Origin of the sequence: Geobacillus sp. WSUCF1 (genome assembly GCF_000422025.1) — a bacterium.
GTDB lineage: Bacteria > Bacillota > Bacilli > Bacillales > Anoxybacillaceae > Geobacillus > Geobacillus zalihae.
This window is the reverse complement of sequence record NZ_ATCO01000076.1, coordinates 24,938-50,399: the sequence shown is the minus strand read 5'-3', so window position 1 is coordinate 50,399 and position 25,462 is coordinate 24,938. Positions and strand designations below refer to the sequence as shown.

Below are 25,462 nucleotides of genomic sequence, written 5' to 3'. Positions count from 1 at the left end.
CGTTCTAACCATATTCTATCGTATTGGTTGGCTAAGCCAATCGAATTTCTCCTTCTTTCCCTTCGTTTCGAAGTGGGAGACTTCTTTCGGAAAGATGCTAAACTAAAAAGGCAAAGTGCTCTTCGATCGTTTTTCGGATATTGGCAATATGACGGCGAACAGCGTTTTCCGCTTCCTCAGCATTTCGCTCTTTTAACGCGCGATAAATTTGCTGATGTTCTTTCGCTGAATTTTCCTTTCGTCCTGGAATCAAAATCGTCCGCAAATGGTAGCGAAGAAGTTGGCCTTTGATCAAGTTGACCATTTCCACCGCCTGTTGATTGTCGCTCGCGCGATAAATCATATCATGAAACCGTTTGTTAAGCTGTGAATATTCTTCAAAATCCCCCATATCTAAATATGTCTCCATCTTCTCACAAATTTCTTCCATTTGTCGAAGGTCTTCCTCCGTCAACCGTTCCACCGCACTGCGGATGATCAGTCCTTCCAATGCTTCACGGATCTCAAAATAGTTGGAAACTTCTTTGACAGTAAATGATTTCACCGTTGCCCCTTTGTTTTCTTCCATATCTACTAAATGTTCCTGCTCCAATTTAAATAACGCTTTTTTGACCGTATTTCGCTGACGCCGATTTGCGCAGACAGCTCGCTTTCATTTAACTTTTGCGAAGGCAAAAACGTGCCGTTCATAATTCGTTCTTTAATATATTCATAAGCTACATCCATCGGTCTTTTGGCCATTGTCATCGCTCCATCTCCATTTTGTTTAACAATATGATTATACATTTATTTTCAATGATGAAATTGAATTCGTCAATGTTTCGCAAAACGTTTTTCTTTGCGCAGCATTTTGAAGCGGATGACAACTGAATATGAAAGCGCTTATTGACATAACTTTTTGCATTTTGTATAGTTAAATTGTTAAACAATAATGTTTAATTAATGCGGAGGGGAGACCATGACAACAACAAAAAAGCTCGACTTCGATATCGCCCATCTTGGTCATGTAGAACTGTTGACGCCAAAATTCGAAGAAAGTGTTCATTTTTTTACTGATATTCTCGGAATGCAAGAAGTGTATCGAAACAGCCAGTCTGCATATTTGCGTTGCTGGGGGGATTACGAAGAGTATTCCTTAAAGTTGACAAAAGCTGAACATGCTGGAATCGGCCATACGGCATTGAGAACGATAAGCCTTGAAGCCTTGGAAAGAAAAGTGCATGCCATTGAAGAAACAGGACAAGGAATCGGATGGATTGACGGCGATGAAGGACACGGCAAAGCATATCGTTTTTACAGCCCGGACGGCCATGTGATGGAATTGTACTATGAGACTAATTTTTATGAGGCGCCCGATCATCTCAAGCCTTATTGGAAAAATCAGCCGCAAAAATTCACTGGACATGGAGCCGCTGTCAAGACATTAGACCATATTAACTTTTTATCTTCCAATCCCGAAAAAGACGGGGAGTTTGCGGAAACGATCCTTGGTCTTCGTCTGACGGAACAAATCGTGATGAATGACGGCCGAAAAACAGGAATTTGGTATCGAGCCACGAACAAGTCGTATGATATTGTTTATACAAAAGATGCGACCGGATCAAGAGGACGGCTTCATCATATCGCTTTTGCTGTGGAAAGCATGGCCGATATCGTGAGAGCGGCCAATGTATTTGTAGATCACGGCGTTTACATCGAGCTTTCCCCAAGCAAGCATGCCATCAATCAAACGTATACGACATATGTGTACGAGCCCGGCGGCAATCGAATTGAAGTATGTTCCGGAGGCTATCTTGTCTTGGCTCCGGATTGGAAACCAATTACATGGACCGAAGAAGAGAGGAAACGAGGGCAGGCTTGGGGAAACAAAACAGTGGAAACATTCCATACGTACGGAACACCCAGCATTCCAAGCAACATAAAACCATAACCGCATTCAGCTCCTCTCAACGCCAATGCCATGAGCGAAAAGAGGAGCTCTTTTTCATTTCCCTTTTTCAATCTTCAGCCGACGCTGACTGTGCCGCCTGTTTCACCGCCTTCACCTCATAATGTCCGACTTCGACATTGAGGATGTACTCCGGCTTCGCTTCATTTCGTCTCTGTTTATGTCCGGCGATATGAGCGTCGCTTTTCTCCCATTTTTTCCAATGCTCCTCCGATTCCCATGTAATCAAAATGACGACTTCCTCATCGCCGCGGCGCGCTTTCTTAACCAAAATTTTCAAATCAACAAACCCCTCTTGCTGTTCGATGATTCCAGGCTTTCGAAACCGCTCAGCCACTTGGTCGGCGAATCCTTCAGCACTGTGATTTTACGCATTTGCACGAACATAAATCCTCTCCCTTTCTCTGTTGATGATGATGCGATTATTGTTCGCTGCTGTCCTCATCGTTGCGCTGTTCATCGATAGGGGCATCTCCGTCGCGGTTTTGAACTCCCCATATACTGCTCAGCTCTTCGTCATGAATATCAAACGATTGGATGAATTCATTGATCACCATCTCGATTGCTTTCAACTCTCCTGTCAGCACGGGATGAATCGATTGAAGCTCCGGCGATTGCAGTTGCTGTTTCAATGTCTCCCGTTTGACATAAAGCCGTGCTAAAAATTCGAGCGCCCGCCCGCGACGGAACGTTTTGGCGCCGCGATGCGGCCCTTTGTGCATATGCGCGCCTTTCCATGCGGGATGGCCTTCGAATGGATGTCCATGTCCATGAAAAAAATGTCCATGCATGCCGTCATCTTTCCTCCTTCGCCGCTTTCACTCTCGCCACCGTCACACCGTCCCCAATGGGGAGAAACAAGGCATCAAGCGCTGGATGCCGAGCAACGGTCTCATTGAACTGCCTCATGATTTCCCCGCGCCGTCCCAAGGCGCGCGGAGTGCCAATGCCGCTTCCTGCCATGGTGTTGTCCGCTGCGATGATCGCGCCCGGATTGGCGAGGCGGAGGCAATAATCGAGATAATGAACATAGTTTTCTTTGTCCGCATCAATGAAGAAGAAGTCGAAGCGCGAGCCTTGGGCAACAAGCGCTTCAAGGCTTTCCAAGGCTGGTCCAACCATATACACGACTTGGCTGCCGAAACCGGCTTTTTCTAGGTTCTGTTTTGCCAAGCGGGCATAGTCCTCCACAAGCTCAAGCGACGTCAACAACCCGCCCCGCCCAAGCCCGCGCGCGAGACAAACACCGCTGTAGCCTCCAAGCGCTCCGATTTCCAACACGTTTTTGGTGCCGGAGATGGCGACAAGCATCGTCAACAGCTTTCCTGTCGCCGGCGAAACAGAAATCGGCGGAAGGCCGTTTTCCTCCATTGAGCGTCGGATGCTGGCAAGCACTTCATCTTGCGGAGCAAACTGTTCATTCATGTAACGGTTTAATTGCCGAAACAACTCCCATCCTTCATGGCGATCGTGCGGATGCTTCGGTTCCATGCTTTCCCTCCTTCTGATCCTATTCGTATACAATTGTATACAAACATAAACAGAACGTCAATGTTTAATCCCCCGACCGCTTATATTTCCATCTCGCCGCCGGGAACATCACTTGAAACCGCGTTCCTTCGCCGAGTTTGCTTTCCACCTTCACCTTGCCATGGTGTTGATCAATAATCCATTTGGCGATCGCCAATCCAAGACCGGCTCCATCCGATTGCGAGCGCGCCTTGTCGCTTTGGTAAAAGCGGTCGAAAATGCGAGGGAGATCTTCAGTTGGAATGCCGATGCCGTCATCTTCAACTTCCACCACGACCGATGAGGAAAAACGATGGCATGCAAGGCGAATGTGTCCGCCTTCCGTCGTATATTTCAAGGCATTGTCAAGCAAAATGACGATCAATTGATGGATGCGTTCACGGTCGCCCACCCACTCAATAGGGATTTGCGCTTCGACGCTCATCGTTTTCTGTTGGTACGAAGCGATCTCGCTGTACTGTTCGCCAATGTCGCGGACCAATTCATCCAGCCGAAACGCTTCTTTTTGCATTTCCAACTGATTCGAGTCTGAACGCGCCAAGGTGAGCAGTTGGGAAACGAGCCGCGACAAGCGGCGGCATTCTTTGGCGATCACAGAAATATCGACGCTTTTCTCTTCAATGGTTGCTTTCGGAGAACGAAAAAGCGCATCCGTTTTTGCCTGAATGACAGAAAGAGGCGTGCGCAATTCATGGGAGGCGTCGGAGACAAATTGCTGCTGTTTTTTCCACGCCGCTTGAATGGGAACGAGCGCCCGGCCAGCCAGAAAATAGCCTGCCGCGATGGCAAACAGAGCGCTCAGCATGCATCCTACTGCAATCATGAACATCAATTCGCCAAGCAGCTCGCGTTCAGAGTTCGTATTACGCAGCATTTGCACCGTTATCGGGCCAAACGCCGTATTCACTTCAACAGCCAACGTCCGAAAATAGAGATGGCCTACGTTCACCTCATACAGTTCATCAAGCCTTTCTGGGGGAGTGAGCGGCAGCCCGGTGAAAAAAGAAGCGTCGCGGGTCATGCCGACCATTTCTCCTTTCTCGTTCCAGATGACCACCAACAGCCGCGGGTCGCGCAACAGCGGATCATGAAAGAGCGGATCTCCTAACAGCGCATCATCCTTACGCCATGGCCCGCCCTGCCTAATCCGCTCCGCCAATCGTTCAAGCGGAACATCGGCCGCATGGTACAGACGCTCCTGCATATACACGTACAGCACGACGCCAAGCGCGCTAATCACGAAAAACACGACGAGCGAGTTGACGAATGTCAAACGCCAAAGGGTTTTGTGAAACATGGCACATTTTCACTCCTGCTCCCGCACCAGCATGTAGCCGATGCCGCGGACAGTTTGAATATCTGCATGATAGCCAAACGGCTCAAGCTTTTTCCGCAGCTGATGAACGAACACTTCGACAATGGCGATCGTCGTATCAGAGTCAAATCCCCAAATACGGTCAAAAATTTGTTCCTTCGTTAAAATGACGCCTTGGTTATGAACGAGATATTCCAAAAGCTCGTACTGTTTGCTGGTCAATTTCAGCGGTTGACCGTCAACCACGACTCCTTTTTCTTTGCCAAACAATTCGATGCCGCGGTAGCGGATCGTCTGTTTCGTCGTCAGGGCGCCGCTGCGCCGCAAAAGAGCCCGCAGACGCGCCTTCAGTTCCGGAGACTGAAACGGCTTCACCAAGTAATCGTCTCCGCCAAAATCAAGTCCCTTCACCCGATCTTCAAGCGAGTCTCTCGCCGTCAGAAACAACACCGGCGTTTCGATTCCGTCTTCACGAAGACGACGGACGATGGAAAAACCATCGATGCCGGGAAGCATAACGTCCAAGATGATGGCGTCGTAAATGTTTTGCTGCGCTAAAAACAACCCTTCATCGCCGTCACATGCCCCATCAACCTCAAACTCATCCGCCAGCATCTCGATCATAGCCTCCCGCAAGTCGTGGTGATCCTCGACAACAAGCAGCTTCAACTATCTTCCCTCCTCTTTTTTAACCTATGGCTGTAAGGAACTTCCCTTCGCAGTGAAAGGCAACAGCTAAGCACCATACATGCCGTATCGGGAAAGGAAAAACAAAGCGCCGCATGATGCGAACGCTTTGTTTTTCTTTCTTTTATTCGTAGCGCAACGCTTGAATCGGGTCAAGCTTGGCCGCTTTGTTCGCTGGAAATACGCCAAACACCACTCCGACCAACAAAGAGAACAAAAAGGCGAGCAATGACACGGAAGGGGAATAGGAGATTGTCATCCCCATCACCGACTTCAGCACTTGGCCAACACCAAATCCAAGAACGACGCCAATGGCTCCACCGCATGAGCTGAGCACCACCGCCTCAACAAGAAATTGAAGCAAAATGTGGCGGCGTTTGGCGCCGACCGCTTTGCGGATGCCAATTTCTTTCGTCCGCTCGGACACCGAGACGAGCATGATGTTCATAATCCCGATGCCGCCGACAAGCAACGAGATGCCAGCGATGCCGCCAAGCATCAGCGTCATCGTATCGGCTACGGAACTGACCGTTTCCATCAAATCCTGCTGATTAAAGACGCTGTAGCTGTCTTCATTGTTTGGGAACAAATGGGCAAGAAGCCGTTTTGCTTCCACCATCACGAAGTTGACGTCTGAAGCCTTGTCTGCCTGGATATACACGGTTTGGATGTTCATCGTCTTTGTCAGGCGCTGGGCGGTCGACAGCGGCATCAAAATGACATCGTCCCCGCTTTGTCCAAGAGAACCGCCTTTGGACGCCAAAACGCCGACAACTTTAAACGATGTCCCATCGATTTGCACGTACTGGCCAACCGGATCCCCGAATCCAAACAACGTTTGCGCTATCGTCGCGCCGAGCACGACGATTTTTTGCCTGTACTCGATATCGATGTCTGATAAAAATCGGCCGCTGCTCACATTGACATCGCGAACCGCTTCATACGAAGCTGTCGTGCCGATTAACGATACTTGCGCTGAAGCAGTCCCTTGTTTGACATTCACTCTCCCAGACACGATAGGAGCGATGTCCTTTACACCGGAAAGTTCGCGAAACTTGTTCATGTCTTCAACCGTCAGCTTTACTTCATCGCTGTTCATGACGTTGACCGTCAATAAATTCGTTCCGAGCTGATTGATTTGGCTTGTCACTTGCTCACTTGAGCCTCGACCGATGGAGACGAGCACGATGACGGACGATACGCCGATGATCATGCCCAACATCGTCAAAAAGGAGCGCAACTTGTTGCCGCGAATGCTGCGCCACGCCATTTTAATGGATGGAAGAAGCCCCAACGAACTCACCTCTTTCTTCCAACAACTCGCCATCTTGAATGCGGACGATCCGCTTCGCTTCTCTGGCGACTTCCCAATCATGGGTGATGAGTACGATCGTATGCCCTTGCTCATTGAGCTGCTTCATGATGTGCATAATCTCTTTGCTTGTTTTGCTGTCAAGCGCGCCGGTCGGCTCGTCAGCGAGCAAAATCGGCGGATGGCCGACAAGAGCGCGGGCAATGGCGACGCGCTGTTGCTGGCCGCCTGACAGCTGGTTGGGCAAATGGTGGACTCGCTCCTGCAGCCCCACTTTTTCAAGGCATTCATAGGCAATGGCTCGCCTTTCTTTCACCTTCACTCCCCGATAAATGAGGGGAAGCTCAACGTTTTCCAGCGCCGTCAGTTTGGATAGAAGATTGAAATTTTGAAATACAAATCCGATTTTTTGATTGCGAATGACGGCGAGTTCATCCTCTTTCATCGTTCTGACTTCCTTCCCGTCGAGCCGGTAGCTGCCGGAATCCGGGCGATCAAGGCAGCCGATCATATTCATCAACGTCGACTTGCCCGAACCAGAGGGACCGACAATCGCAACAAAATCCCCTCGTTTGACTTGCAATGAAACCCCGCGCAGCGCATGCACCGTTTCTCCTCCTAAACGGTACGCTTTCGTCATCCCTTGAATATCAATCATCAACATACGATTCTCCTCCTTCCTCTCATGGCTGGCCACCTGTCCGACGGTTCATTCCGCCTCCTGGCATGCCGCCCATCCCTGGCATCCCGCCCATCATTCTTTCTTGCCGCCCTGGATTATTCGTACTGGAGGAAGTAGAAACGCTCGGCAGCTGCACGATTTGCCCTTCGCTCAATCCATCGGTAATTTCAATGTTGTCTTCATTGCTAATGCCGGTTTTCACCGTTTGGCGCACAGCCGTGCTGCTCCCGTCCGCTGACTGTTGGACGACAAGCACAAACTTTTCATCATTCATCGTGTGAACCGCTTCGATCGGAACATACAACGCATTATCTTTCTTTTCGACTAAAATGCTTACTTCCGCTGTCATGCCGATTTTCACATTCGTCGGTTTATCGATGTGCACCGTCACATCGAAAGTCGACACACCGTTCGAAACCGTCCCTTCTTTGGCGATGGAGGTGACCTTTCCGGTATATGTCGCCTCAGGAAAAGCGTTGATCTTAATCGCAGCGGTTTGTCCGACCTTCACTTTTGGAATATCGAGCTCATCCACTTGCACTTTTACTTGCAAATCGCTGTAATTGGTGAGATGGGCGACGACTTGTCCGTCATTGACGCGGTCTCCTTCTTCCACGTCGAGCGAGGTGATCGTTCCAGCTGCTGGCGCTTCAATCGGATCGCTGCCATCAGTAAATGTAATGAGGTCTTCCCCCTTCGTCACGGTTTCCCCTTCGGAAACGAGCACTTCATCCACTTCTTTGCTGCCGTCAGCTTGAATGTCCGTGCTCGTTACGGACTCAACCGTTCCCGATCCACTCACTTTCACTTCCAACGTTCCTTTTTGCACTGAAGCGGTCGCCGTCTGAGCCATGGCGGGCTCGCTTTTGGCCTGCGTGAAGTACCATGCACCGCCGGCGCCGGCTGCAGCCACAATCGCGACCAACGCGATGATCCATTTTTTCACTTCGCATTCCCCTTTCTCCATTTCAAATAAGCATCGACACTCCGATTATCCAAAGGGTTGCTTAATTTTCCCTTAATTTTTTCGTTTCTTCCTTCCAAACCTGAACATACGCTGTCCACAATACTTTTGCATGGTGACCAAAATGAAAATATGATCATGCTCGAAAACAAAAAAACGCCCGCCAATACGACGGACGTCTCTTTGCCAACACCGCTTCTTTCTAACGCTGTGCACACGACCCCCGCTCCACAAGCCGGTGGGGAATGATGATGCGCTTGATCGGTTCATTCGGGTTGGTGATTTTCTCAATTAAACTTTTCGCCGCTTCATAGCCGAGCTGAAAAATGCCGATGTCAACCGACGTGAGCGGCGGACGCGACATTTCGGCGAGCAGCGTGTTGTTGAAGCTGACGATCGAAACATCTTCCGGGACGCCAAGCCCCATTTCATCAAGCGTTTTCAAGATGCCGAGCGCCATGAGATCATCAGCGACGACAAGCCCGGTCGGCGGCTCAGGCAACGAAAGAAGCTCCTTCATCGCCTCTTGGCCGCCTTCCTGCAAAAATTCTGCATGGACGACGTATTCCGGCCGGTACGGAAGCCCCGCCTCCTGCAAGGCCGCGGCGTAGCCGGTTTGGCGGTCGACGGTCACCAAATATTGCGGATTGCCGCCGACAAACGCGATGCGTTCGTGCCCGCGAGCGATCAACCAGTTTGCCGCATCTTTCCCCGCCTGGACGTTGTCGTTGTCGACATGGGTCACTTGTTCCGCTTTTTGGTGCGGTTTGCCGATGACGACGAACGGAAAGCCATGCTTTAACAAGTACTTCATGAGCTTATCGTTTTGCCGTGAGTAAAGCAAAATAACGCCGTCGACGCGCCGTCCTTGCAGCATCTCCACCACCCGTTCGTAAATCTCACCTTTTTTTTCCCCGGTCGACATTTGCAAGGCGTACCGCTTTTCATGGGCGGCTTTGCTGATGCCGCGGATGACTTCCGGGAAAAACGGGTTTTGCAGCGCTTGGTCGGCCGAGCTCGGCATGACGATGCCGATCACTTGCGTCGCCTGGCTCGCGAGGCTGCGAGCAATAAAGTTCGGGTGATAGCCGAGCTCTTTCATCGCTTCGCGCACCCGCTGTTTCGTCTTCTCGCTGATGCGCGGGCTGTCGGCGATGACGCGCGAGACGGTTGACGGCGCAACGTTCGCTCGTTTCGCCACATCTTTAATCGTAACGGTCATAAGCCCCCTCCTTTCCATTTATTCATTGATCCGTTTTGCCCGTTTTTTCACCAAATATAAAAACAAAAGAAACAGCACGTAAACCGATACGATGGCGGCGATAAACGGGATGTTGATCCCCGTTTTTTCCCGCAGCTTGTATACTTCCGCCGTTTCGCGATCGAGCACAAGGTCGTAGCCGTCATCATCGCCGCGGACGAGATCGTCCAATAAAAAGCCGCGCAGCTCTTTGTTTTTTGGCAACTGGTCGTTCGTTAGGTGAACGTGCTGCGTTTCGCCCGTGTTGTTGATGGCGATAACCGTTGTTTCATCTTCATATTGCCGTTTCCACACCGCCATGCCGTCTTTTTCATACAGGAGCGTAAAATCGCCGCGCCGCAAAGACGGCAGCTGTTGGCGGAGCGGGCCGATTTTTTTCAAGTAATCGATGATCTCCGGATCGGCGCGGAAATCCATCAAGCGGCGGTTGTCCGGGTCTTCGCCGCCGTTCATGGCGATTTCGGTCCCGTAATACATGATCGGAATGCCAGGGGCGGTGAACAAATACGTCATGGCCAGTTTAATGCGTGAAATCGGGTTGTTGCGGTTGTCAATCGCGAGCTTCGTAAACCGCACGGTATCATGGTTGTCCAAAAACGACCCGAGCAAATACGGTCGGTCGTAAAACGTTTTGTTGTATTCCCAGACATCATACAGCGGGCGCAGTGACGCATCGCGCCTAGCAAGCGACTGCTTCACCGCGCCATACAGCGGGTAATCGACAAATCCGTCGATGCCGTATTTGCCGTATTCCGCAATATAGCGCGGATCGTCGCTCCACACTTCGCCAAGAAGGAAAAAGTCTTGTTTCACCGATTTGACTTCTTTCGCAAACTCCTGCCAAAACGATTTCGGCACGTGGCGCACTGTATCGAGCCGGTAGCCGTCAATGTCGGTCTCTTTAATCCACCATTTGGCAGCGTCAATTAAATACGTTTTGACCTCTGGATTTTCCTGCGCCAAATCAGGCAACCCATACACCCAGCCGTTTTCAAGCTGTGTTTGGTCGTTCCAGTCGAAAATCTCTTTTTTCGGGTGAAACCAATCTTTTTTCGTTGGGTCATGTAACCATGGGTGATTGTAACCGACATGGTTGGCGACAAAATCCAAAATGACTTTCATGTCGCGCTTGTGCGCTTCTTTGACGAGTGTTTTCAAATCGCCCAGCGTGCCAAAGTGCGGATCGACTTGATAAAAATCTTCAATCCAATAGCCATGATAACCGCCCGGCATGTTTTTAAAAATCGGCGTCAGCCAAATGGCGGTAAATCCCATCTCCTTGATGTAATCGAGTTTCGCCGTCACCCCTTTCAAGTCGCCGCCGAAATACCCTTTCGGATCGTTCACATTCACGTTCTGGTCGTTTGTCGGATCCATATTGTTAAACCGGTCGACCATAATGAAATAAATGGCTTCATCTTGCCACGTCCGTTCTTCTTTCTCCGCCGCCGCAGCCGGCATGGCATAAAAAAGAAGGAACGGAAGGACGAGCAGCATAAAGAGCCGGTTCCCCATTTCCATTCCTCCCTTCCCGATTCATTTGCTCATTCGGAAACGGGTAAGCCCACTATTTATGATAGCGGTTCTTACCCTTTTGTGCCACCGGCCGTTAAGCCGGAAATCAAATACCGTTGCAGGAACAAAAAGACGACGGCGATCGGCGCGGCAATCAAAATCGAGCCGGCGGCAAAGCGGGTGAAGTTGTTCGCAAACCGGTCGCTGATGAAGTTAAACAGCCCGACCGCCAATGTAAATTTATCCGGGTCGCGCAAGACGATCGACGGCAGCAAAAAGTCGGTGAACGGCGCCATAAAGTTGAACAACGCGACAACGGCCAAAATCGGCTTGGCCAAAGGCAGCATAATGCGGAAAAAGACGCCGAAATGCCCGGCGCCGTCGATGCGCGCCGCCTCATCCAGCTCGCGCGGAATCGTATCAAAGTAGCCTTTGACCAGCCAGGCGTTAAACGGAATTTGTCCGCCTACATAAATGAGAATGAGCCCCCACAGCGAATCGAGCAAATGGAGCATATTGAGCAAAATATAGATCGCGACCATCGCCATGAGCGACGGAAACATTTGCAACACTAAAAACAAATACAGCCCCGTTTTCCGCCCGACGAATTTGTAGCGCGAAAACGCATAGGCGATGAGCGCCGTAAACAAGACGGACAACGCCGCATTGGCCGCCGCGACAAACAAGCTGTTTTTATACCAAAGCAAATAGTCGCTCTCTGGGCTTGTAAACAGCCACTTGTAGTGTTCAAACGACCACTTCTCCGGGATGAGCGATGCCGAATACAGGCTCGTTCCTGGATTGAGCGACATGCTGATCGTCCAAAGGAGCGGATAGGCGATGACGACAAACATGAAGGCGATAAACAAATAAATAAGCGCTACTTCCACGCGCGATTTCCATTTGCGGTTCATCAAATGTTCCCCTCCTCTTTAAAGGAACGGGTGCGCCGGAACTGGTAAATGGCAAACCCGCTGACGATCAAGCCGATGATGAGCGAGATCGCCGCCGCCATATTGTAGTTGTTCGTCGTGAACGTCAAATCGTACACCCATGAAATGAGAATGTCCGTCCCCCCGGCGTTTTGTCCGCGCACGGCGGGTCCCCCGTCGTTGAACAAATAGATGATGTTAAAGTTGTTGAAGTTGCCGGCATATTGCATAATCAACAGCGGCGCCGTCGCATACAAGACGTGCGGCAGCGTGATCGATTTGAACTTTTGCCAGCGCGTCGCTCCGTCGATGTCGGCCGCTTCGTACCAGTCGCGGGAAATGCTTTGCAAAACGCCGGTAAACAACGCAAAGACGAACGGGAAGCCAAGCCACGTTTGAATCAAAATAAGCGCCACTTTCGTCCAAAACGGATCGGTCATCCACGGGATCGACACCCCAAACAAACTCAACACTTCGCGGTTGATGGCTCCGAATTTGTCGTTGAACATCGCCGCAAACACCAAAATCGTGACAAACGCTGGCACGGCCCACGGCAAAATCAACACCGTGCGGATGAACCGCTTGAACTTGATGCGCGGGTCGTTGACAAGGAGCGCCAAAAACAGGCCAAGGGCGATTTGCGCCGTTGTCGCCACCACGGTCCAAACGATCGTCCAGGCGAGAACGCTAAAAAACGTGCTTTTCCAAATCGGAATCGACACTAAGTTTTTGAAGTTTTCCAACCCAACCCAATTCAACAAATGGCGCGGCGGCGAGTGGTACAAGTTGTAGTCGGTAAACGCGAGCGACACCATAAACAACAGCGGCAGCACCACGATAAACAACAGCATCACAAGCCCGGGCGTCACAAAGATGTACGGAAACCCCCGATCCCACGCATGACGGCACGATTCGATCAGCGATGGGAACGGCTCGCCGCGTTGCCGGCGGCGGGCATCGTTGCGCGCATCAATGATGTTCGCAATATGCAGGGCGGCGGCAAAAGCGATGATGATGACCGAAACCAATCCTTGAATCAAGAGAAAAATCGAATGATCAAGCATCGGGATTTCGCCAAGCGTGACGAGTCCCCACAGCCCGATGTTCAAAAAGTTATAAAACGTCAGCAAAAACGAAGCCTCAATGATGATGAACAAGATGCCTTTGACATACCGGCGGTTGTACAATTGCCCAAGGCCGGCAAACAACAGCGACAGCGCCATCGCCACCGCCGGCCGATGGCGGACGTTTGCTTCCGGCATTCCAATCCCCCCTATCGTATGGATAAGAATGGTGGATAGGGCTGATCCTATCCACCACGATATCACGCGTTATTTTCCAGCGCCGCTGGCGGCGATTTTATCTTGAATCGTTTTGACCGCCTCACTCAGCACCGCTTTCGGGTTGTCGCCTTTCGCGATAAATTGCAAGGCATTGCCCATCGGCTCCCACACTTGCGACATTTCCGGCACGTTCGGCATCGGCTCGCCGTATTGGATTTGCTCCGCAAAGCCGGCGATCAGCGGGTCGTTCGTAATTTTCTCATTTGTCAACGCTTTTTCATTCGCCGGCATTTCACCTGCCACTTCATAGTAATGGAGCGAATTTTCTTCGTTCGTCACAAATTTCATGAAATCGACCGCCCATTCTTTGTTTTGTGAATAGGCTGATAACATCCATGTTTTCACGCCGACGAACGATTTCGGATGCTCGCCGTTGTCTAAGACCGGCAACGGTGCGGTCGCTAATTTGTCGCCCAACGCTTCTTTATACGACGCGATGTTCCATGGTCCGGTGATGGCAACCGCCACATTTCCTTTCGTAAACAGCCCGTTCATAATATCGCCGGTGATTTCTTTCGGAATGTAGCCGTTTTTAAACCACGATTGGACGAGCTCGGCTCCTTTGACGGCTCCATCATTCGCGAGCCCAATGTCGCTTATGTCGTATTTGCCGTTTTCATTTTTAAACACATAGCCGCCGTATCCGGCGAAGAACGGATAGACAAAATAGAAGTTGGCTGCTTCCATTAAAAAGCCATATTGGTCTTTCGCTGCATTCGTTTTTTTCCTTGGCGATCTTCATCAAGTCTTCCATCGTTTTCGGCGCTTCTGAAACTAAGTTTTTATTGTAGAACACGCCGTACGTTTCGACGACCATCGGCACGCCGTACGTTTTCCCGTCATAGGTGACCGCGTTGATGGCTGTCGGACTGTACTCGCCTTTCGCATCGCCAAGGTCGACTGGATCGGCCAATCCTTGCAGCACAATGTCGCCGATGCGGTCATGCGGCTGGTAGAACACATCCGGCCCTTTGCCAGCCGGTCCGTCGAGCGCTAGTTTTTTCGTTTGATCGAGCATGTTGACCCCAACCATCTCGATTTTGATTCCGGTTTTTTCTGTGTACTTTTGAAAAATATCCTTTAACGCTTGTTTTTGTTTTTCATCATCGTTCACCCACACGACGAGTTTCTCTGGCTTTTTGTCCTGTTCTGCCGTCTTTTGGTCGTTTCCTTTCGGCTGCTGGACATCGCGCTTGGGACCGCAGGCACCCAGCACGCCAATCAACAACACGGCCATGAGAAAGAAAGATAACGCTTTTCTCATAATCCCCCTCCTGTCATCATGACGGAATCTTAGCGGTACAATCATAAGGAAAACGTTTGCGCAAATAAGTTTTAATCCTTTCTATGAAAACGATTGCACCACTCATCTCCATTATAACGCTTATTTTTCATTTTACAAGCCTTTTTTCTATAAAATTTGACTTTTCTTTTCTCTTAACGTACTTTTTATTATAGCTGAGCATTAATGCAAACGGTTGCTTCAGATAACAAAGGAGGAAAAAGAAAATGAGGAAAGAAGCCATCCACCACCGCTCAACCGACCATTTCGCTTATGCTTATGACAGCGAGACGCTCCATCTCCGGCTTCAAACAAAGAAACATGATGTCGACCACGTCGAGCTGCTTTTTGGCGACCCGTACGAATGGCACGATGGCGCCTGGCAGTTTCAAACGATGCCGATGCGGAAAACGGGAAGCGACGGGTTGTTTGACTATTGGCTCGCCGAAGTCAAACCGCCATATCGACGGCTGCGCTATGGGTTTGTGCTTCGAGCTGGGGGCGAACAACTGGTCTATACGGAAAAAGGATTTTACCATGAAGCTCCGAGCGACGACACCGCTTACTACTTTTGCTTCCCCTTTCTTCATCGGGTCGACCTATTCCAAGCGCCGGACTGGGTAAAAGACACCGTATGGTATCAAATTTTCCCCGAGCGGTTCGCCAACGGCAACCCGGCCATCAGTCCGAAAGGGGCGCGGCCGTGGGGAAGCGAGGACCCGACGCCGACGAGCTTTTTCGGCGGCGACTTGCAAGGAATCATCGATCACCTTGACTATTTGGCTGATCTCGGCATCACCGGCATTTACTTGACGCCGATTTTCCGCGCGCCGTCGAATCATAAATACGACACCGCTGATTATTTTGAAATCGACCCGCACTTTGGGGACAAAGAGACGTTGAAAACACTTGTCAAGCGCTGCCATGAAAAAGGGATCCGCGTCATGCTCGATGCAGTCTTCAATCATTGCGGCTATGAGTTTGCCCCGTTTCAAGATGTGTTAAAAAACGGTGCAGCGTCTAGGTATAAAGATTGGTTCCATATTCGCGAGTTTCCGCTCCAAACGGAGCCGCGCCCGAATTACGACACATTTGCGTTCGTGCCGCAAATGCCCAAACTCAATACCGCCCATCCGGAAGTGAAGCGCTACTTGCTTGATGTCGCGACGTACTGGATTCGCGAGTTTGATATTGACGGCTGGCGGCTCGATGTGGCAAACGAAATCGATCACCAATTTTGGCGCGAATTCCGTCAGGCGGTGAAGGCGCTAAAGCCCGATGTGTACATTCTCGGCGAGATTTGGCATGACGCCATGCCGTGGCTGCGCGGCGACCAATTTGACGCCGTCATGAACTACCCGTTCACGGACGGAGCGCTTCGCTTTTTCGCGAAAGAGGAAATCAGCGCCCGCCAGTTTGCCGATATCATGGTCCGGTTACTTCATTCGTATCCGAAACATGTGAACGAAGCGGCGTTTAACTTGCTTGGCAGCCATGATACACCAAGGCTGCTTACGGTTTGCGGCGGCGACGTCCGCAAAGCGAAGTTGTTGTTTTTGTTCCAGCTCACGTTCACTGGTTCGCCGTGTATTTACTATGGCGATGAGATCGGAATGACGGGGGGAAACGATCCGGAATGCCGGAAATGTATGGTGTGGGATCCAGAGAAGCAAAACAAAGAACTGTATGAACATGTCAAGCAACTGATCGCTCTTCGCAAGCAATATCGGGCGCTTCGACGCGGCGATGTCGCTTTTCTCGCCGCCGATGATGAAGCGAACCATCTTGTTTATGAAAAAACGGATGGCAATGAAACGGTCATGATCATCATCAACCGGAGCAACGAAGCAGCAGAAATTCCCATGCCGATCGATGCGCGTGGAAAATGGCTGGTCAACCTTCTGACAGGGGAGCGATTCGCTGCAGAGGCGGAAACACTTTGCGTGTCCTTGCCGCCGTACGGGTTTGTGCTTTACGCGGTCGAAAGCTGGTAAGGCGACTGAGCGGGCGGTTACGGACAAACATATCGGTTGCCGGTGCAGAGGACAAGCTGCACCGGTTTGATCTTTTGCTGACCGTCCCCATCTATACCACCGGCATAGAAGAAGGTCAATTACGCCGCGCCATGCGCCGATATTCGGTCGGCGTGATTCCTTCCACCTTTTTAAACAGGCGCGAAAAGTAGGCGCCATCGTCAATGCCAACCCGCTTGGCGATCGCCTCAATCGTCTCGTTCGTCTCCGCCAACCATTGCTTTGCCTTTGACAACCGATAATGCGCCAAGTAGCGGCTAAATCCCATGCCCATCGTTTTTTGCATGCAGCGGGTGATGTAGTCCGGGTGGAATCGGAGCTCCTGCGCGAGCATGTCCAGTGTAATCGGCTCGCTGAAATGTTTCTCGATATACGCAACCACCGCGGCGCTGATCTGTTCAGACGCACTCGGGACGGAAAGCTCTTGTTTTTGCAAGTGCCAAAGGAATTCGATGAACAACAGCAGCTGCCGGAGTGGCTGATCGATATCCCGCCGAATGTTTTGTTCCACGATTTGACTTAGCAGCTGTTCCACCCGCTCGCGCTGCTTGACTTCGCCATATTGACGGATGGAGAGCCGGTATTGGATCGGCTCGGTGTATGTCGCCTCCTTTTCGATCACGATCTGCCGGCTGACACCGCAATCGGAAACGACCGCAAAGTCTGGCAGCAAAAAATGAAGCCAAACCAGCTCCGTCCGTTCTTCGCATGGGCGGTGTCCGTAATGTTCCCTTCCCGGAATCAACAACAAATAGTGTCCACTGCCAACCGCAAACTCGCGCCCGTTTTCTGTCATATACAAACAGCCTCGTTTCACGTAAAGCAAATCAAAGACGGAAAATGTGCGGCGGAAATGCTTCTTTCCTTCCAGAAATACACTTTCCGCCCCTTTGATGAACACCGGCAGCGGCGGCATGGAAAATGTGACCGTATCCATCGGCCTCTCCCCTCTTTTGTCGGAAATGTGCAAGCAAAATCGCTTCTTTCTCTTTCCATTATGCAACAAACTAGCTAAACTGAATATATCGTTCAAGTCGGAATAAGAAAAAGGAGTTGTCTCAACATGCGCCATGAGGCCAAAACGCGGTCACTGTTTTCCTTGACGTGGCCAATTTTTATTGAAACGCTGCTCTATATGGTGATGGGCAACGCCGATACACTGATGCTCAGCCAGTATTCAGATCACGCGGTTGCTGCCGTCGGGGTGGCGAACCAAATCATCGCTTTAACGATCGTGCTGTTCAACTTCGTCGCTTTAGCGACAGCAGTGCTTGTTGCTCAATATTTAGGCGCCCGCCGAGAGCAAGAAGCCGTTGACGTATCGCTTGTATCCCTCGTGGCCAATTTGTTGTTCGGATTGTTGTTAAGCGCCATTCTCGCCGCATTCAGCGAGCCGATTTTGCGAATGATGGATTTGCCCGCCGAGCTGCTCGATGAAGGAACCCATTATTTGGCGATTGTCGGTGGATTTTTGTTCATCCAAGCGCTGATGATGACGGTCGGCGCCATTTTGAAAAGCTATGGCTTCACCCGTGACACGATGTATGTGGCGGTTGGCATGAACGTTTTGCACGTCATCAGCAACGCGGTCCTCATTTTTGGCTTGTTTGGCCTGCCCGCCCTCGGCATCCAAGGGGCTGCTATATCGACCGCCGCCAGCCGTGGCATGGCCTTTCTCGCACTTCTTGCTTTGTTGCGCAAACGAACAAACATTCCGCTCGCACCAAGGGCGTTTCGCCGCCTTCCGTTTCACTATTTGCGCTCACTGCTGAAAATCGGTGTTCCGGCAGCCGGGGAACATCTTTCGTACAATACGGCGCAAATGGTCATTACGTATTTCATTACATGGCTTGGCGCTGAGGCATTGACCGTCCGTGTATACACGCAAAACATTATGATGTTTGTGTTTTTATTCGGCATCGCCGTCAGCCAAGGAACGCAAATTCTCGTCGGCCACTTCGTCGGGGCCGGGCGATACGAGGAAGCCTACGCCCGCTGCTTGAAAAGTTTGTACAGCGCCATCGCCATCTCAGTGTTGCTGGCCGCAGCCGCCTATTGGTTTGCCGAGCCGTTGCTGTCGCTCTTTACCGATGACCGCTCAATGATTGTTCTTGGCCGCAAACTGTTGCTGTTAACGATTATCCTTGAACCGGGGCGCTCATTTAATTTAGTGATTATCAGCTCGCTTCGTGCCGCTGGCGATGTGCAATTCCCTGTCTATATGGGCATTTTGTCGATGTGGGGCGTCGGCGTGACCATTGCTTACGTATTTGGCATCGCCCTCGGATTTGGCCTCGTCGGCATTTGGCTGTCGTTCATCGCCGACGAATGGCTGCGCGGACTGTTGATGCTTTGGCGCTGGCGGTCGCGCGTCTGGATGAAAAAAACGATGGTGCCACAAGCAAAAATGGCGTAGCGCCGCCAAATCGAATAAGAGCTGCGCGTAGGCGCAGCTCTTATTCTTTAATGCGAATGCCGTAATGATCAAACCAAACGTGCACTTGGCCAAGGTAAGCGAGCAGCTGCGGACCGGTCATGAGCTGCCCAAACCACGGCACTTGGAACGACTTCCCTTCTGTTTCAATGAGCGCCAACAATTTTTCCCGGTCGAAAAACTCGTGCAAAACCGAAGAGCGGTCATGGAGCAACTGCTCAAGCCATTGCTTGACAAGTTTCGTATATAGAGGATGGTGCGTTTTCGGATAGGGGCTTTTTTTCCGGTAGAGCACCTCTTCGGGAAGCAATCCCTCGAGCGCTTTTCGCAAAAGGCCTTTTTCTCGTCCTCCATACATTTTCATATCCCACGGAATGTTCCAAACGTATTCGACAATGCGATGGTCAGCGAACGGCACACGCACTTCCAAGCTTGCTCCCATGCTCATCCGGTCTTTTCGGTTAAGCAGTGTCGTCATAAACCAAATCATATTTAAGTAAAACAGCTCACGCCGCTTCGCCTCCTCGGCGCTTTCCCCCTCGAGACGCGGCACTTCAGCAAGCGTTTGTTCATAACGCATTTGCACATAGTCGTCAAGGCGAAGCTTTTGCCGCCATTCTTCCTTTAACAACCCGATGCGCGCCTCAATCGAGCGCATCCATGGGAATCCTTTCCGCGCCAAATCGTCCGGCCGATGAAACCATGGATAGCCGCCGAAAATTTCATCGGCGCACTCCCCTGATAAGCTGACGACAAACCGTTCGCGAATTTGTTTGCAAAACCAAAGAAGCGAAGAATCGACATCGGCCATGCCCGGAACGTCGCGGACGATGACGGCTTCATGCAAATGGCGGAACAGTTCCTCTTGCGTGATCACACAGCGATGATGAACCGTTTGAAATTGGTTTGACACCTGTTCGATAAAGGCCGCATCCGTGTTTGGTTGAAAATCGTTGGCTTTGAAATACTGGTCGTTCCCTTCATAATCGATCGAGTAGGTGTGCAGCGGCCCTTTTCCAGCTGCCGCGAAGGCATTGGCAGCAATCGCCGTAATGGCGCTCGAGTCGACCCCACCAGAAAGGAAGGTGCAAACCGGTACATCGGAAACGAGTTGGCGCGTGACCGCATCCGTCAATAGAAAGCGCAGCTTTTCGACCGTTTCCTCGAATGAATCGCGATGGACGTCGCTTTCGACATTCCAATACCGCCAAATGCGAAGCCCGCTGCGAGAGAAAGTCAACGCGTGCGCTGGACGCAGCTCCTGAACACCACAAAACACGCCGTGCCCCGGTGTGCGCGACGGTCCGAGGCCGAACACTTCGGCGAGTCCTTCATAATTGACTTCTGCCTTTACATCGGGATGGGCCAAAATGGCTTTCACTTCCGAGCCGAACAGCAGCCCCTCGCCATCTTCTCGATAAAACAAAGGTTTTACTCCGAGCCGGTCGCGCGCCATAAATAACAGCTCGCGCTCCTCGTCCCAAACGGCGAAGGCAAAAATGCCGTTGAGCCAATCGACGCATTTCTCCTTCCATTCCATATATGCGGCAAGCAACACTTCTGTATCGGAATGACCATCAAATCGATAGCCTTGGCGCAACAGTTCCTTGCGAATGTCTTCCGTATTATACAGCTCGCCGTTATAGACGATCGTATAACGATGTCCGTTTTTTTGCCGGACCATCGGTTGTTTGCCGCCAGCCGGATCCACGACGACAAGCCGTTTATGGCCGAAGGCGACATGAGTGTCCAGCCACGTATTTGTATCATCCGGTCCACGTTTGGCGAGCGTCTCTGTCATGCTGTCAATGACCGTCCGCTCGCGGCGCAAATTGCGCCCGAAATGGACCCAGCCAGTAATGCCACACATACAAACCAATCCTTTCTTTTTATCAAAGATGGCAAGTTCTCACCCGTTTCCATCATTTCGTCCGTTCTTTTTCACGATCGTTTCCAGCGATCGCTCCTTTGATTCACGATGGTTCTCCACGTCGGCATGATTCCATTTTATGCACCCCCCGTCATTTCGATGAATTGTCCGACGTCGGTCGCCGCACGAATAAATCAGCAAAAAAATGGAAAAACAGAGGAGTACAAGGAGGATGAGAGACATTGAACATCGAGGAACGACTGCAATGCATTGTGGAACAGCCGCGGGCTTATGTGTATGGAACAGTGGAGTTCGTCAACGATGAATGGATCTTCTTCGACGAAGAAGAAGAGGAAGCCTCTTTAGTAGAAGAAATTGCCGAGCAAGGCATCGAATGGTTTCACTGCGGGCATTGGCTGTCCGGGCAATGGCAGGATCAGGGCGCGGTCGCCACGGATCTTGGCGTCTTTCCCCTCGAAAACGGAGATCGCATCCGTTTCCGCAAACGGCTGACTTATGCCTATCAACAATGGCTCGCCGCGCTTTCGGATTCAACCTTTTTCCAGTTTGTTCAATGGCTGAACAGCCTCGGATTTTCGCTGTATGACTGCTTATATTGCTACAACGGCCTATTGTTTGCCAAATCGTCTGGCGTGAATTTCATCATTTACGACAACACCGAACAAATTGGCAGCATCCACCATTATTACGAGCGCGGACGGGCGTCAAGCGACCGTTTTGAAATCACATTAAACAGCGGTGAGCGAGCCATTTGCGCCCAAATCGGCTGAATCGCCTGTTGATCCTCACGTCGTCGAAGTCCAACGGTGATCTGTCAATGTTTTTTTACCGGCCATCCTTCCGCCCGAAGCGAAGCCTAGCAGCCGTTTTGCTTCAGGCGGAGTGCCGACGGACGACAGCTGTCAACCGACGCGGGCGGGGGATCACTTTTGCTTTTCCGTCACATACCGCATCACTTCTTCAGCGAGAAGCGGCGGACAAAACACGTATCCTTGCGCATACGTGCATTGCAAATCGCGAAGCCGGTTGAGCTGTTCCGGCGTTTCCACCCCTTCGGCGATCGTCTCAAGCCCCAACCCGTGTCCCATCGTAATCATCGCCTTGACAATGGCCTCATCGGAAGCGTTGGCATGCAATTGTTCAATAAAGGCACGGTCAATTTTCAATATTGTCGCTGGCAACCGCTTTAAATAATGGAACGAGGAATATCCGCTGCCGAAATCATCGACGGCGATGCCGACGCCAAGCTTCCTCAACTCGTCCATTGTCCGCATCGTGCTGGACAGATAACGGAGCATCGAATGTTCGGTCAATTCGAGATGCAAACAGGACGGAGACAAGCGTGACTGCTTAAGCGCTTGTTTTACATTGTCTACAAACCGCTCGTGTTGAAACTGGACAGGGGAGACGTTAACAAAAATGGAAAGCCGGTTATTTCCTGTAATTTCCTGCCATTGTTTCGTCTGTCTGCAGGCGGTTTTCAGCACCCAGCGCCCAATCTCATGAATCAACCCGGTCTCTTCCGCCAAAGGGATGAATTCATCCGGCCGCACAAGCCCAAGCTTCGGATGGCGCCAGCGAATCAGCGCCTCCGTCGCCTTCACCGCACCCGTATGTACGTCGACAATTGGTTGGTAGCAAAGAAATAATTCATTCTCTTCGATCGCCCTGCGCAAATGTCCGCCCATTTCCAATCGGTGCATTGCTTCTTCGTTCATTTGCGCGCAGTAGCGCTCCACCCGGTTGCCGCCGCCTTTTTTCGCCATATTGACCGCCATATCGGCGTGCCTAAGGAGCGCATGTTCGTCCTCTCCGTCATCTGGAAACATCGCTAGACCAACGCTTGCTGTAACGAAAAATTCCTTTCCGTCGTACACAATCGGCCGCGCCACTTCGCGCACGATGCGGAGCGCCGCTTCCGTCGCCGCCTGGGCCTCTGTTTTGAGCGGAAAAAGCAAGCAAAACTTGTCGCCATGAAATCGGCCAAGCTCCGCACTAGGCGGCAAGGCGCGGCGAATGCGCTCGACAAGCTGGCGCAAAATGTCATCTCCGGCGTAATGGCCGACGCTGTCGTTAATCCATTTAAACCGGTCCAAATCGATCAAAGCAACCGCCATCTTTCGTCGCTTCTGCTTGGCTTTATCCAGCTGTTCGGAAAACAATTCCATCCACTTTGTCCGGTTGGGCAAGTTCGTATCGATGTCGTAATATGCTAAATAAGAGATTTTCTCTTCCGCCTTTTTTTGCTCGGTAATGTTGCGTCCGATTCCGTAAATGCCGACCTTTTTGCCATCCACAATGATGGGAATGTTTTTCATTTGAAACAAAAGCCGTTCTCCCGATTTCGTCGGAATTTCCAAGTTATACGTTTGGATATTCCCCTGCAGCGCTCGGTAAAAATAGCGAGTGACGCGGGGAATATCATTCGGATGAATATACTTGAGCGAATTCGTATACAAAATCTCTTCTTTCTTGTAACCGAGCACTTGCTCAAAAGCGGGGTTGACGCTTGTCAAACGGCCGTGCAAATCTGTGGAATAGACAATGTCCGTGTTATGCTCAAACAACGATTTGTAGCGTTGCTCCGACATTTGCAGGCGGACGTGCAGCCGCTCCATGTCGCGGGATGATGTTGACATGAGCTGCGCCAATGTCATCATCCCTTCTGGCGGCGATGACCACGGTGACAGTAGGCCGCTCTCCGCCGAGGCCGCTGTTTCCGCCAGCGAAATGGCCGCAAATGCGGCCGGCCGCACCGCCGTATACGCATCTTTCACCAACACCTCGACGGCCGGAAACAGCGCTGCCTGTCCAAACGCCGCAGCCACGCCGTCAAACAGCGGGCGCGTATACCCACCGAGCGCCGCACTGTAGTAAAGCAGCATTCCTTCTGCTGGTTGCTTGGCCGTTTGCATCGCCACATCACGCGCGCTCCAGTAAAGGGACGCGGCATGAATATAAGCAAATCGCACCTTTTCTCCGTTATGGACATGTCCCCTTACTGCAACCGAGCCATCCTGGTTGACAGCGACAATCGGCAGACAGACATCGCGTCCGTTCCGTTCGATAAGAAACGGAAATTCCACCCCAGAAAACGGAAGGCGTTCGACAAACTCTCTTCCTAAATACCGTTCCAAATAGCTCGACGCTTTTTGTCCGTTTAGCTCGTCAATCTGTTGATCGCGGCTTTTCGTGATGGAAAACGCCAAGCCAATCGGCTCCCATAAAAACGGTGCGGCACAGTGGCCGCGAAGCGCTGTTCCACTGAAAGAGACGGCGATTCCTCCGCGCTCAAGCCGACCGTCGGGCGAAAATAACACGCTGTCCTCGGGAAGCGCGCAGCCGATGATAACCATTCGTTCGTTTGCAAGCGGCAAATGGCGAAGCAAAGGCGGCAAAGCCGAGCGGTGATTCGTAAACAACAAAAGCAACGTCGTATCGTGACGAACGACCGCCTCCGCGATCAACGCCGCCAATCCATCCGGGCGGTCAAACTCATCAGCTGGCAGCGCCAACGACGAAACGGTTGAAGACGTCATCGACGCGACGCCAACAGCGAGATTCGCCTCCCCGGCCATTGGCAGCGGCCCTGCCATCCCAACCATATGGGCGTGCGGCCAACGACGGGCTAACGCGGCGGCCGCATGGCGCACTGCTTCCTCATCATTGCCCGCGATTTGGACAAACAACGGCTCATCCAAGGAAGAACTATGCTCCCTGAGCAAATGATCCAGCTCCTCGGCGCGGCGGCAGCAGAACCAACGCATAAACGATCATGCCCCCCTCCGCTGACCAATCGGGTCAGAAAATTCAAAAAATGACATTTCTTTTACCATACCATATTTTCATCTTCAACAAAAGCGGCAACCAATAGAAGGCTGCCGCTTCGCTTTAGAATAAGTCAAAACCAAGCGGCAGCAGCAAACCAAGGAACAGCGTCACCGCAAGGGCAATGACCCATTGCGTCCATCTTGCCGCCGCGCTTTTCCCTTTTTTTTCAGCTGCTAAAACCATTTCCATCGCTCCGATCACCCACAGCCCGGCAAGCGCCTTTAGCCAATAAAGCGCAGATATCGAAGCAATGCTATGCAGCAAAAGCAGGCCCGTCACGATCGTGAGAATGTAAAACAGCCGCAACACCATTTGCACGATCTTGCTTTGCCCGCCCCTTGCCGCTCCATCGACACCGCAAGGAAAAACAAAACAATCGTGATGAGCCAGCTCGTAATATGGGCATGCGTCAACATCCATCCCTCCAACCATTCCTTGTTCCTTCCCATCATAGCACGGCGGGCTTACGGTTGACAAACTTCACGAAAACGAAAGACGCCCT

General features: G+C 51.3%; 20 protein-coding genes and 3 pseudogenes. 4 read left to right on the top strand and 19 right to left on the bottom strand.

Annotated features, from left to right (window positions below):
- Positions 1-97: 97 nt before the first annotated feature.
- Together I656_RS0115570 and I656_RS19180 are read right to left on the bottom strand one after the other, a co-directional pair.
- Positions 98-568, bottom strand: a complete 471-nt coding sequence (locus I656_RS0115570) for a GntR family transcriptional regulator (protein WP_235048620.1) — start codon at positions 566-568, stop codon at positions 98-100.
- Positions 569-573: 5 nt separating this feature from the next.
- Positions 574-747 carry a GntR family transcriptional regulator gene (locus I656_RS19180; RefSeq protein ID WP_235048619.1) on the bottom strand — a complete coding sequence of 58 codons (174 nt, stop codon included), beginning with the start codon at positions 745-747 and terminating at the stop codon, positions 574-576.
- A 211-nt stretch (positions 748-958) separates the two neighbouring features.
- Between I656_RS19180 and I656_RS08010 the strand changes: the two genes are divergently transcribed.
- Positions 959-1,930: a catechol 2,3-dioxygenase gene (locus tag I656_RS08010; protein ID WP_020755061.1), complete on the top strand. Its 972-nt coding sequence runs from the start codon at positions 959-961 to the stop codon at positions 1,928-1,930.
- Positions 1,931-1,997: 67 nt separating this feature from the next.
- On the opposite strand, the pseudogene I656_RS08015 reads toward I656_RS08010, so the two are convergent.
- The 13 genes and pseudogenes from I656_RS08015 to I656_RS0115565 form a co-directional block, all read right to left on the bottom strand.
- A pseudogene (locus I656_RS08015) lies at positions 1,998-2,335 on the bottom strand (antibiotic biosynthesis monooxygenase).
- A 35-nt stretch (positions 2,336-2,370) separates the two neighbouring features.
- A complete protein-coding gene (locus I656_RS08020) occupies positions 2,371-2,739 on the bottom strand; it encodes a hypothetical protein (RefSeq protein ID WP_013146176.1) in 369 nt (122 codons plus the stop codon).
- Between the two features lie 4 nt (positions 2,740-2,743).
- Complete coding sequence (locus tag I656_RS08025; protein ID WP_050572307.1) at positions 2,744-3,439, bottom strand: O-methyltransferase; 696 nt, start codon at positions 3,437-3,439, stop codon at positions 2,744-2,746.
- A 64-nt stretch (positions 3,440-3,503) separates the two neighbouring features.
- Complete coding sequence (locus tag I656_RS08030) at positions 3,504-4,775, bottom strand: cell wall metabolism sensor histidine kinase WalK (RefSeq protein ID WP_013146178.1); 1,272 nt, start codon at positions 4,773-4,775, stop codon at positions 3,504-3,506.
- A gap of 9 nt (positions 4,776-4,784) precedes the next feature.
- A complete protein-coding gene (locus I656_RS08035; RefSeq protein ID WP_020755058.1) occupies positions 4,785-5,462 on the bottom strand; it encodes a response regulator transcription factor in 678 nt (225 codons plus the stop codon).
- A 142-nt stretch (positions 5,463-5,604) separates the two neighbouring features.
- On the bottom strand, positions 5,605-6,774 hold the full coding sequence (locus tag I656_RS08040) for an ABC transporter permease (RefSeq protein WP_013146180.1): 1,170 nt from the start codon (positions 6,772-6,774) through the stop codon (positions 5,605-5,607).
- Positions 6,752-7,456 carry an ABC transporter ATP-binding protein gene (locus I656_RS08045; RefSeq protein WP_013146181.1) on the bottom strand — a complete coding sequence of 235 codons (705 nt, stop codon included), beginning with the start codon at positions 7,454-7,456 and terminating at the stop codon, positions 6,752-6,754. Before I656_RS08045 ends, I656_RS08040 begins: the two co-directional genes overlap by 23 nt.
- Positions 7,457-7,475: 19 nt before the next feature.
- On the bottom strand, positions 7,476-8,441 hold the full coding sequence (locus I656_RS08050; protein ID WP_020755055.1) for an efflux RND transporter periplasmic adaptor subunit: 966 nt from the start codon (positions 8,439-8,441) through the stop codon (positions 7,476-7,478).
- Positions 8,442-8,640: 199 nt separating this feature from the next.
- Positions 8,641-9,660 (bottom strand): LacI family DNA-binding transcriptional regulator, encoded by a 1,020-nt coding sequence (locus tag I656_RS08055; RefSeq protein ID WP_033005609.1) that lies wholly within the window; start codon positions 9,658-9,660, stop codon positions 8,641-8,643.
- A gap of 18 nt (positions 9,661-9,678) precedes the next feature.
- Positions 9,679-11,214, bottom strand: a complete 1,536-nt coding sequence (locus I656_RS08060) for an alpha-amylase family glycosyl hydrolase (RefSeq protein ID WP_033005608.1) — start codon at positions 11,212-11,214, stop codon at positions 9,679-9,681.
- A 71-nt stretch (positions 11,215-11,285) separates the two neighbouring features.
- Positions 11,286-12,128, bottom strand: coding sequence for a sugar ABC transporter permease (locus tag I656_RS08065; RefSeq protein WP_033005605.1), 843 nt, complete (start codon positions 12,126-12,128; stop codon positions 11,286-11,288).
- Positions 12,128-13,408: a carbohydrate ABC transporter permease gene (locus tag I656_RS08070; protein WP_033005602.1), complete on the bottom strand. Its 1,281-nt coding sequence runs from the start codon at positions 13,406-13,408 to the stop codon at positions 12,128-12,130. The genes I656_RS08065 and I656_RS08070 overlap by 1 nt, the downstream gene beginning before the upstream one ends.
- Positions 13,409-13,477: 69 nt before the next feature.
- Positions 13,478-14,753 (bottom strand): annotated as a pseudogene (locus I656_RS0115565) (extracellular solute-binding protein).
- Positions 14,754-14,998: 245 nt separating this feature from the next.
- On the opposite strand from I656_RS0115565, the gene I656_RS08075 reads away from it, so the two are divergent.
- Positions 14,999-16,765 (top strand): alpha-glycosidase, encoded by a 1,767-nt coding sequence (locus I656_RS08075; RefSeq protein ID WP_015374067.1) that lies wholly within the window; start codon positions 14,999-15,001, stop codon positions 16,763-16,765.
- Between the two features lie 115 nt (positions 16,766-16,880).
- On the opposite strand, the gene I656_RS08080 is transcribed toward I656_RS08075, so the two are convergent.
- Positions 16,881-17,741 carry an AraC family transcriptional regulator gene (locus I656_RS08080; RefSeq protein ID WP_015374066.1) on the bottom strand — a complete coding sequence of 287 codons (861 nt, stop codon included), beginning with the start codon at positions 17,739-17,741 and terminating at the stop codon, positions 16,881-16,883.
- A gap of 126 nt (positions 17,742-17,867) precedes the next feature.
- On the opposite strand from I656_RS08080, the gene I656_RS08085 reads away from it, so the two are divergent.
- Positions 17,868-19,220: an MATE family efflux transporter gene (locus I656_RS08085; RefSeq protein ID WP_015374065.1), complete on the top strand. Its 1,353-nt coding sequence runs from the start codon at positions 17,868-17,870 to the stop codon at positions 19,218-19,220.
- A 40-nt stretch (positions 19,221-19,260) separates the two neighbouring features.
- On the opposite strand, the gene asnB is transcribed toward I656_RS08085, so the two are convergent.
- Positions 19,261-21,108: an asparagine synthase (glutamine-hydrolyzing) gene (gene asnB / locus I656_RS08090; protein ID WP_033005601.1), complete on the bottom strand. Its 1,848-nt coding sequence runs from the start codon at positions 21,106-21,108 to the stop codon at positions 19,261-19,263.
- A 242-nt stretch (positions 21,109-21,350) separates the two neighbouring features.
- Here asnB and I656_RS08095 point away from each other — a divergent pair, with 242 nt between their 5' ends.
- Positions 21,351-21,899: a DUF2777 domain-containing protein gene (locus I656_RS08095; protein ID WP_013146192.1), complete on the top strand. Its 549-nt coding sequence runs from the start codon at positions 21,351-21,353 to the stop codon at positions 21,897-21,899.
- A gap of 153 nt (positions 21,900-22,052) precedes the next feature.
- On the opposite strand, the gene I656_RS08100 is transcribed toward I656_RS08095, so the two are convergent.
- Positions 22,053-24,896 carry an EAL domain-containing protein gene (locus tag I656_RS08100; RefSeq protein ID WP_020755044.1) on the bottom strand — a complete coding sequence of 948 codons (2,844 nt, stop codon included), beginning with the start codon at positions 24,894-24,896 and terminating at the stop codon, positions 22,053-22,055.
- A 124-nt stretch (positions 24,897-25,020) separates the two neighbouring features.
- A pseudogene (locus I656_RS08105) lies at positions 25,021-25,373 on the bottom strand (YisL family protein).
- Positions 25,374-25,462: the final 89 nt, after the last annotated feature.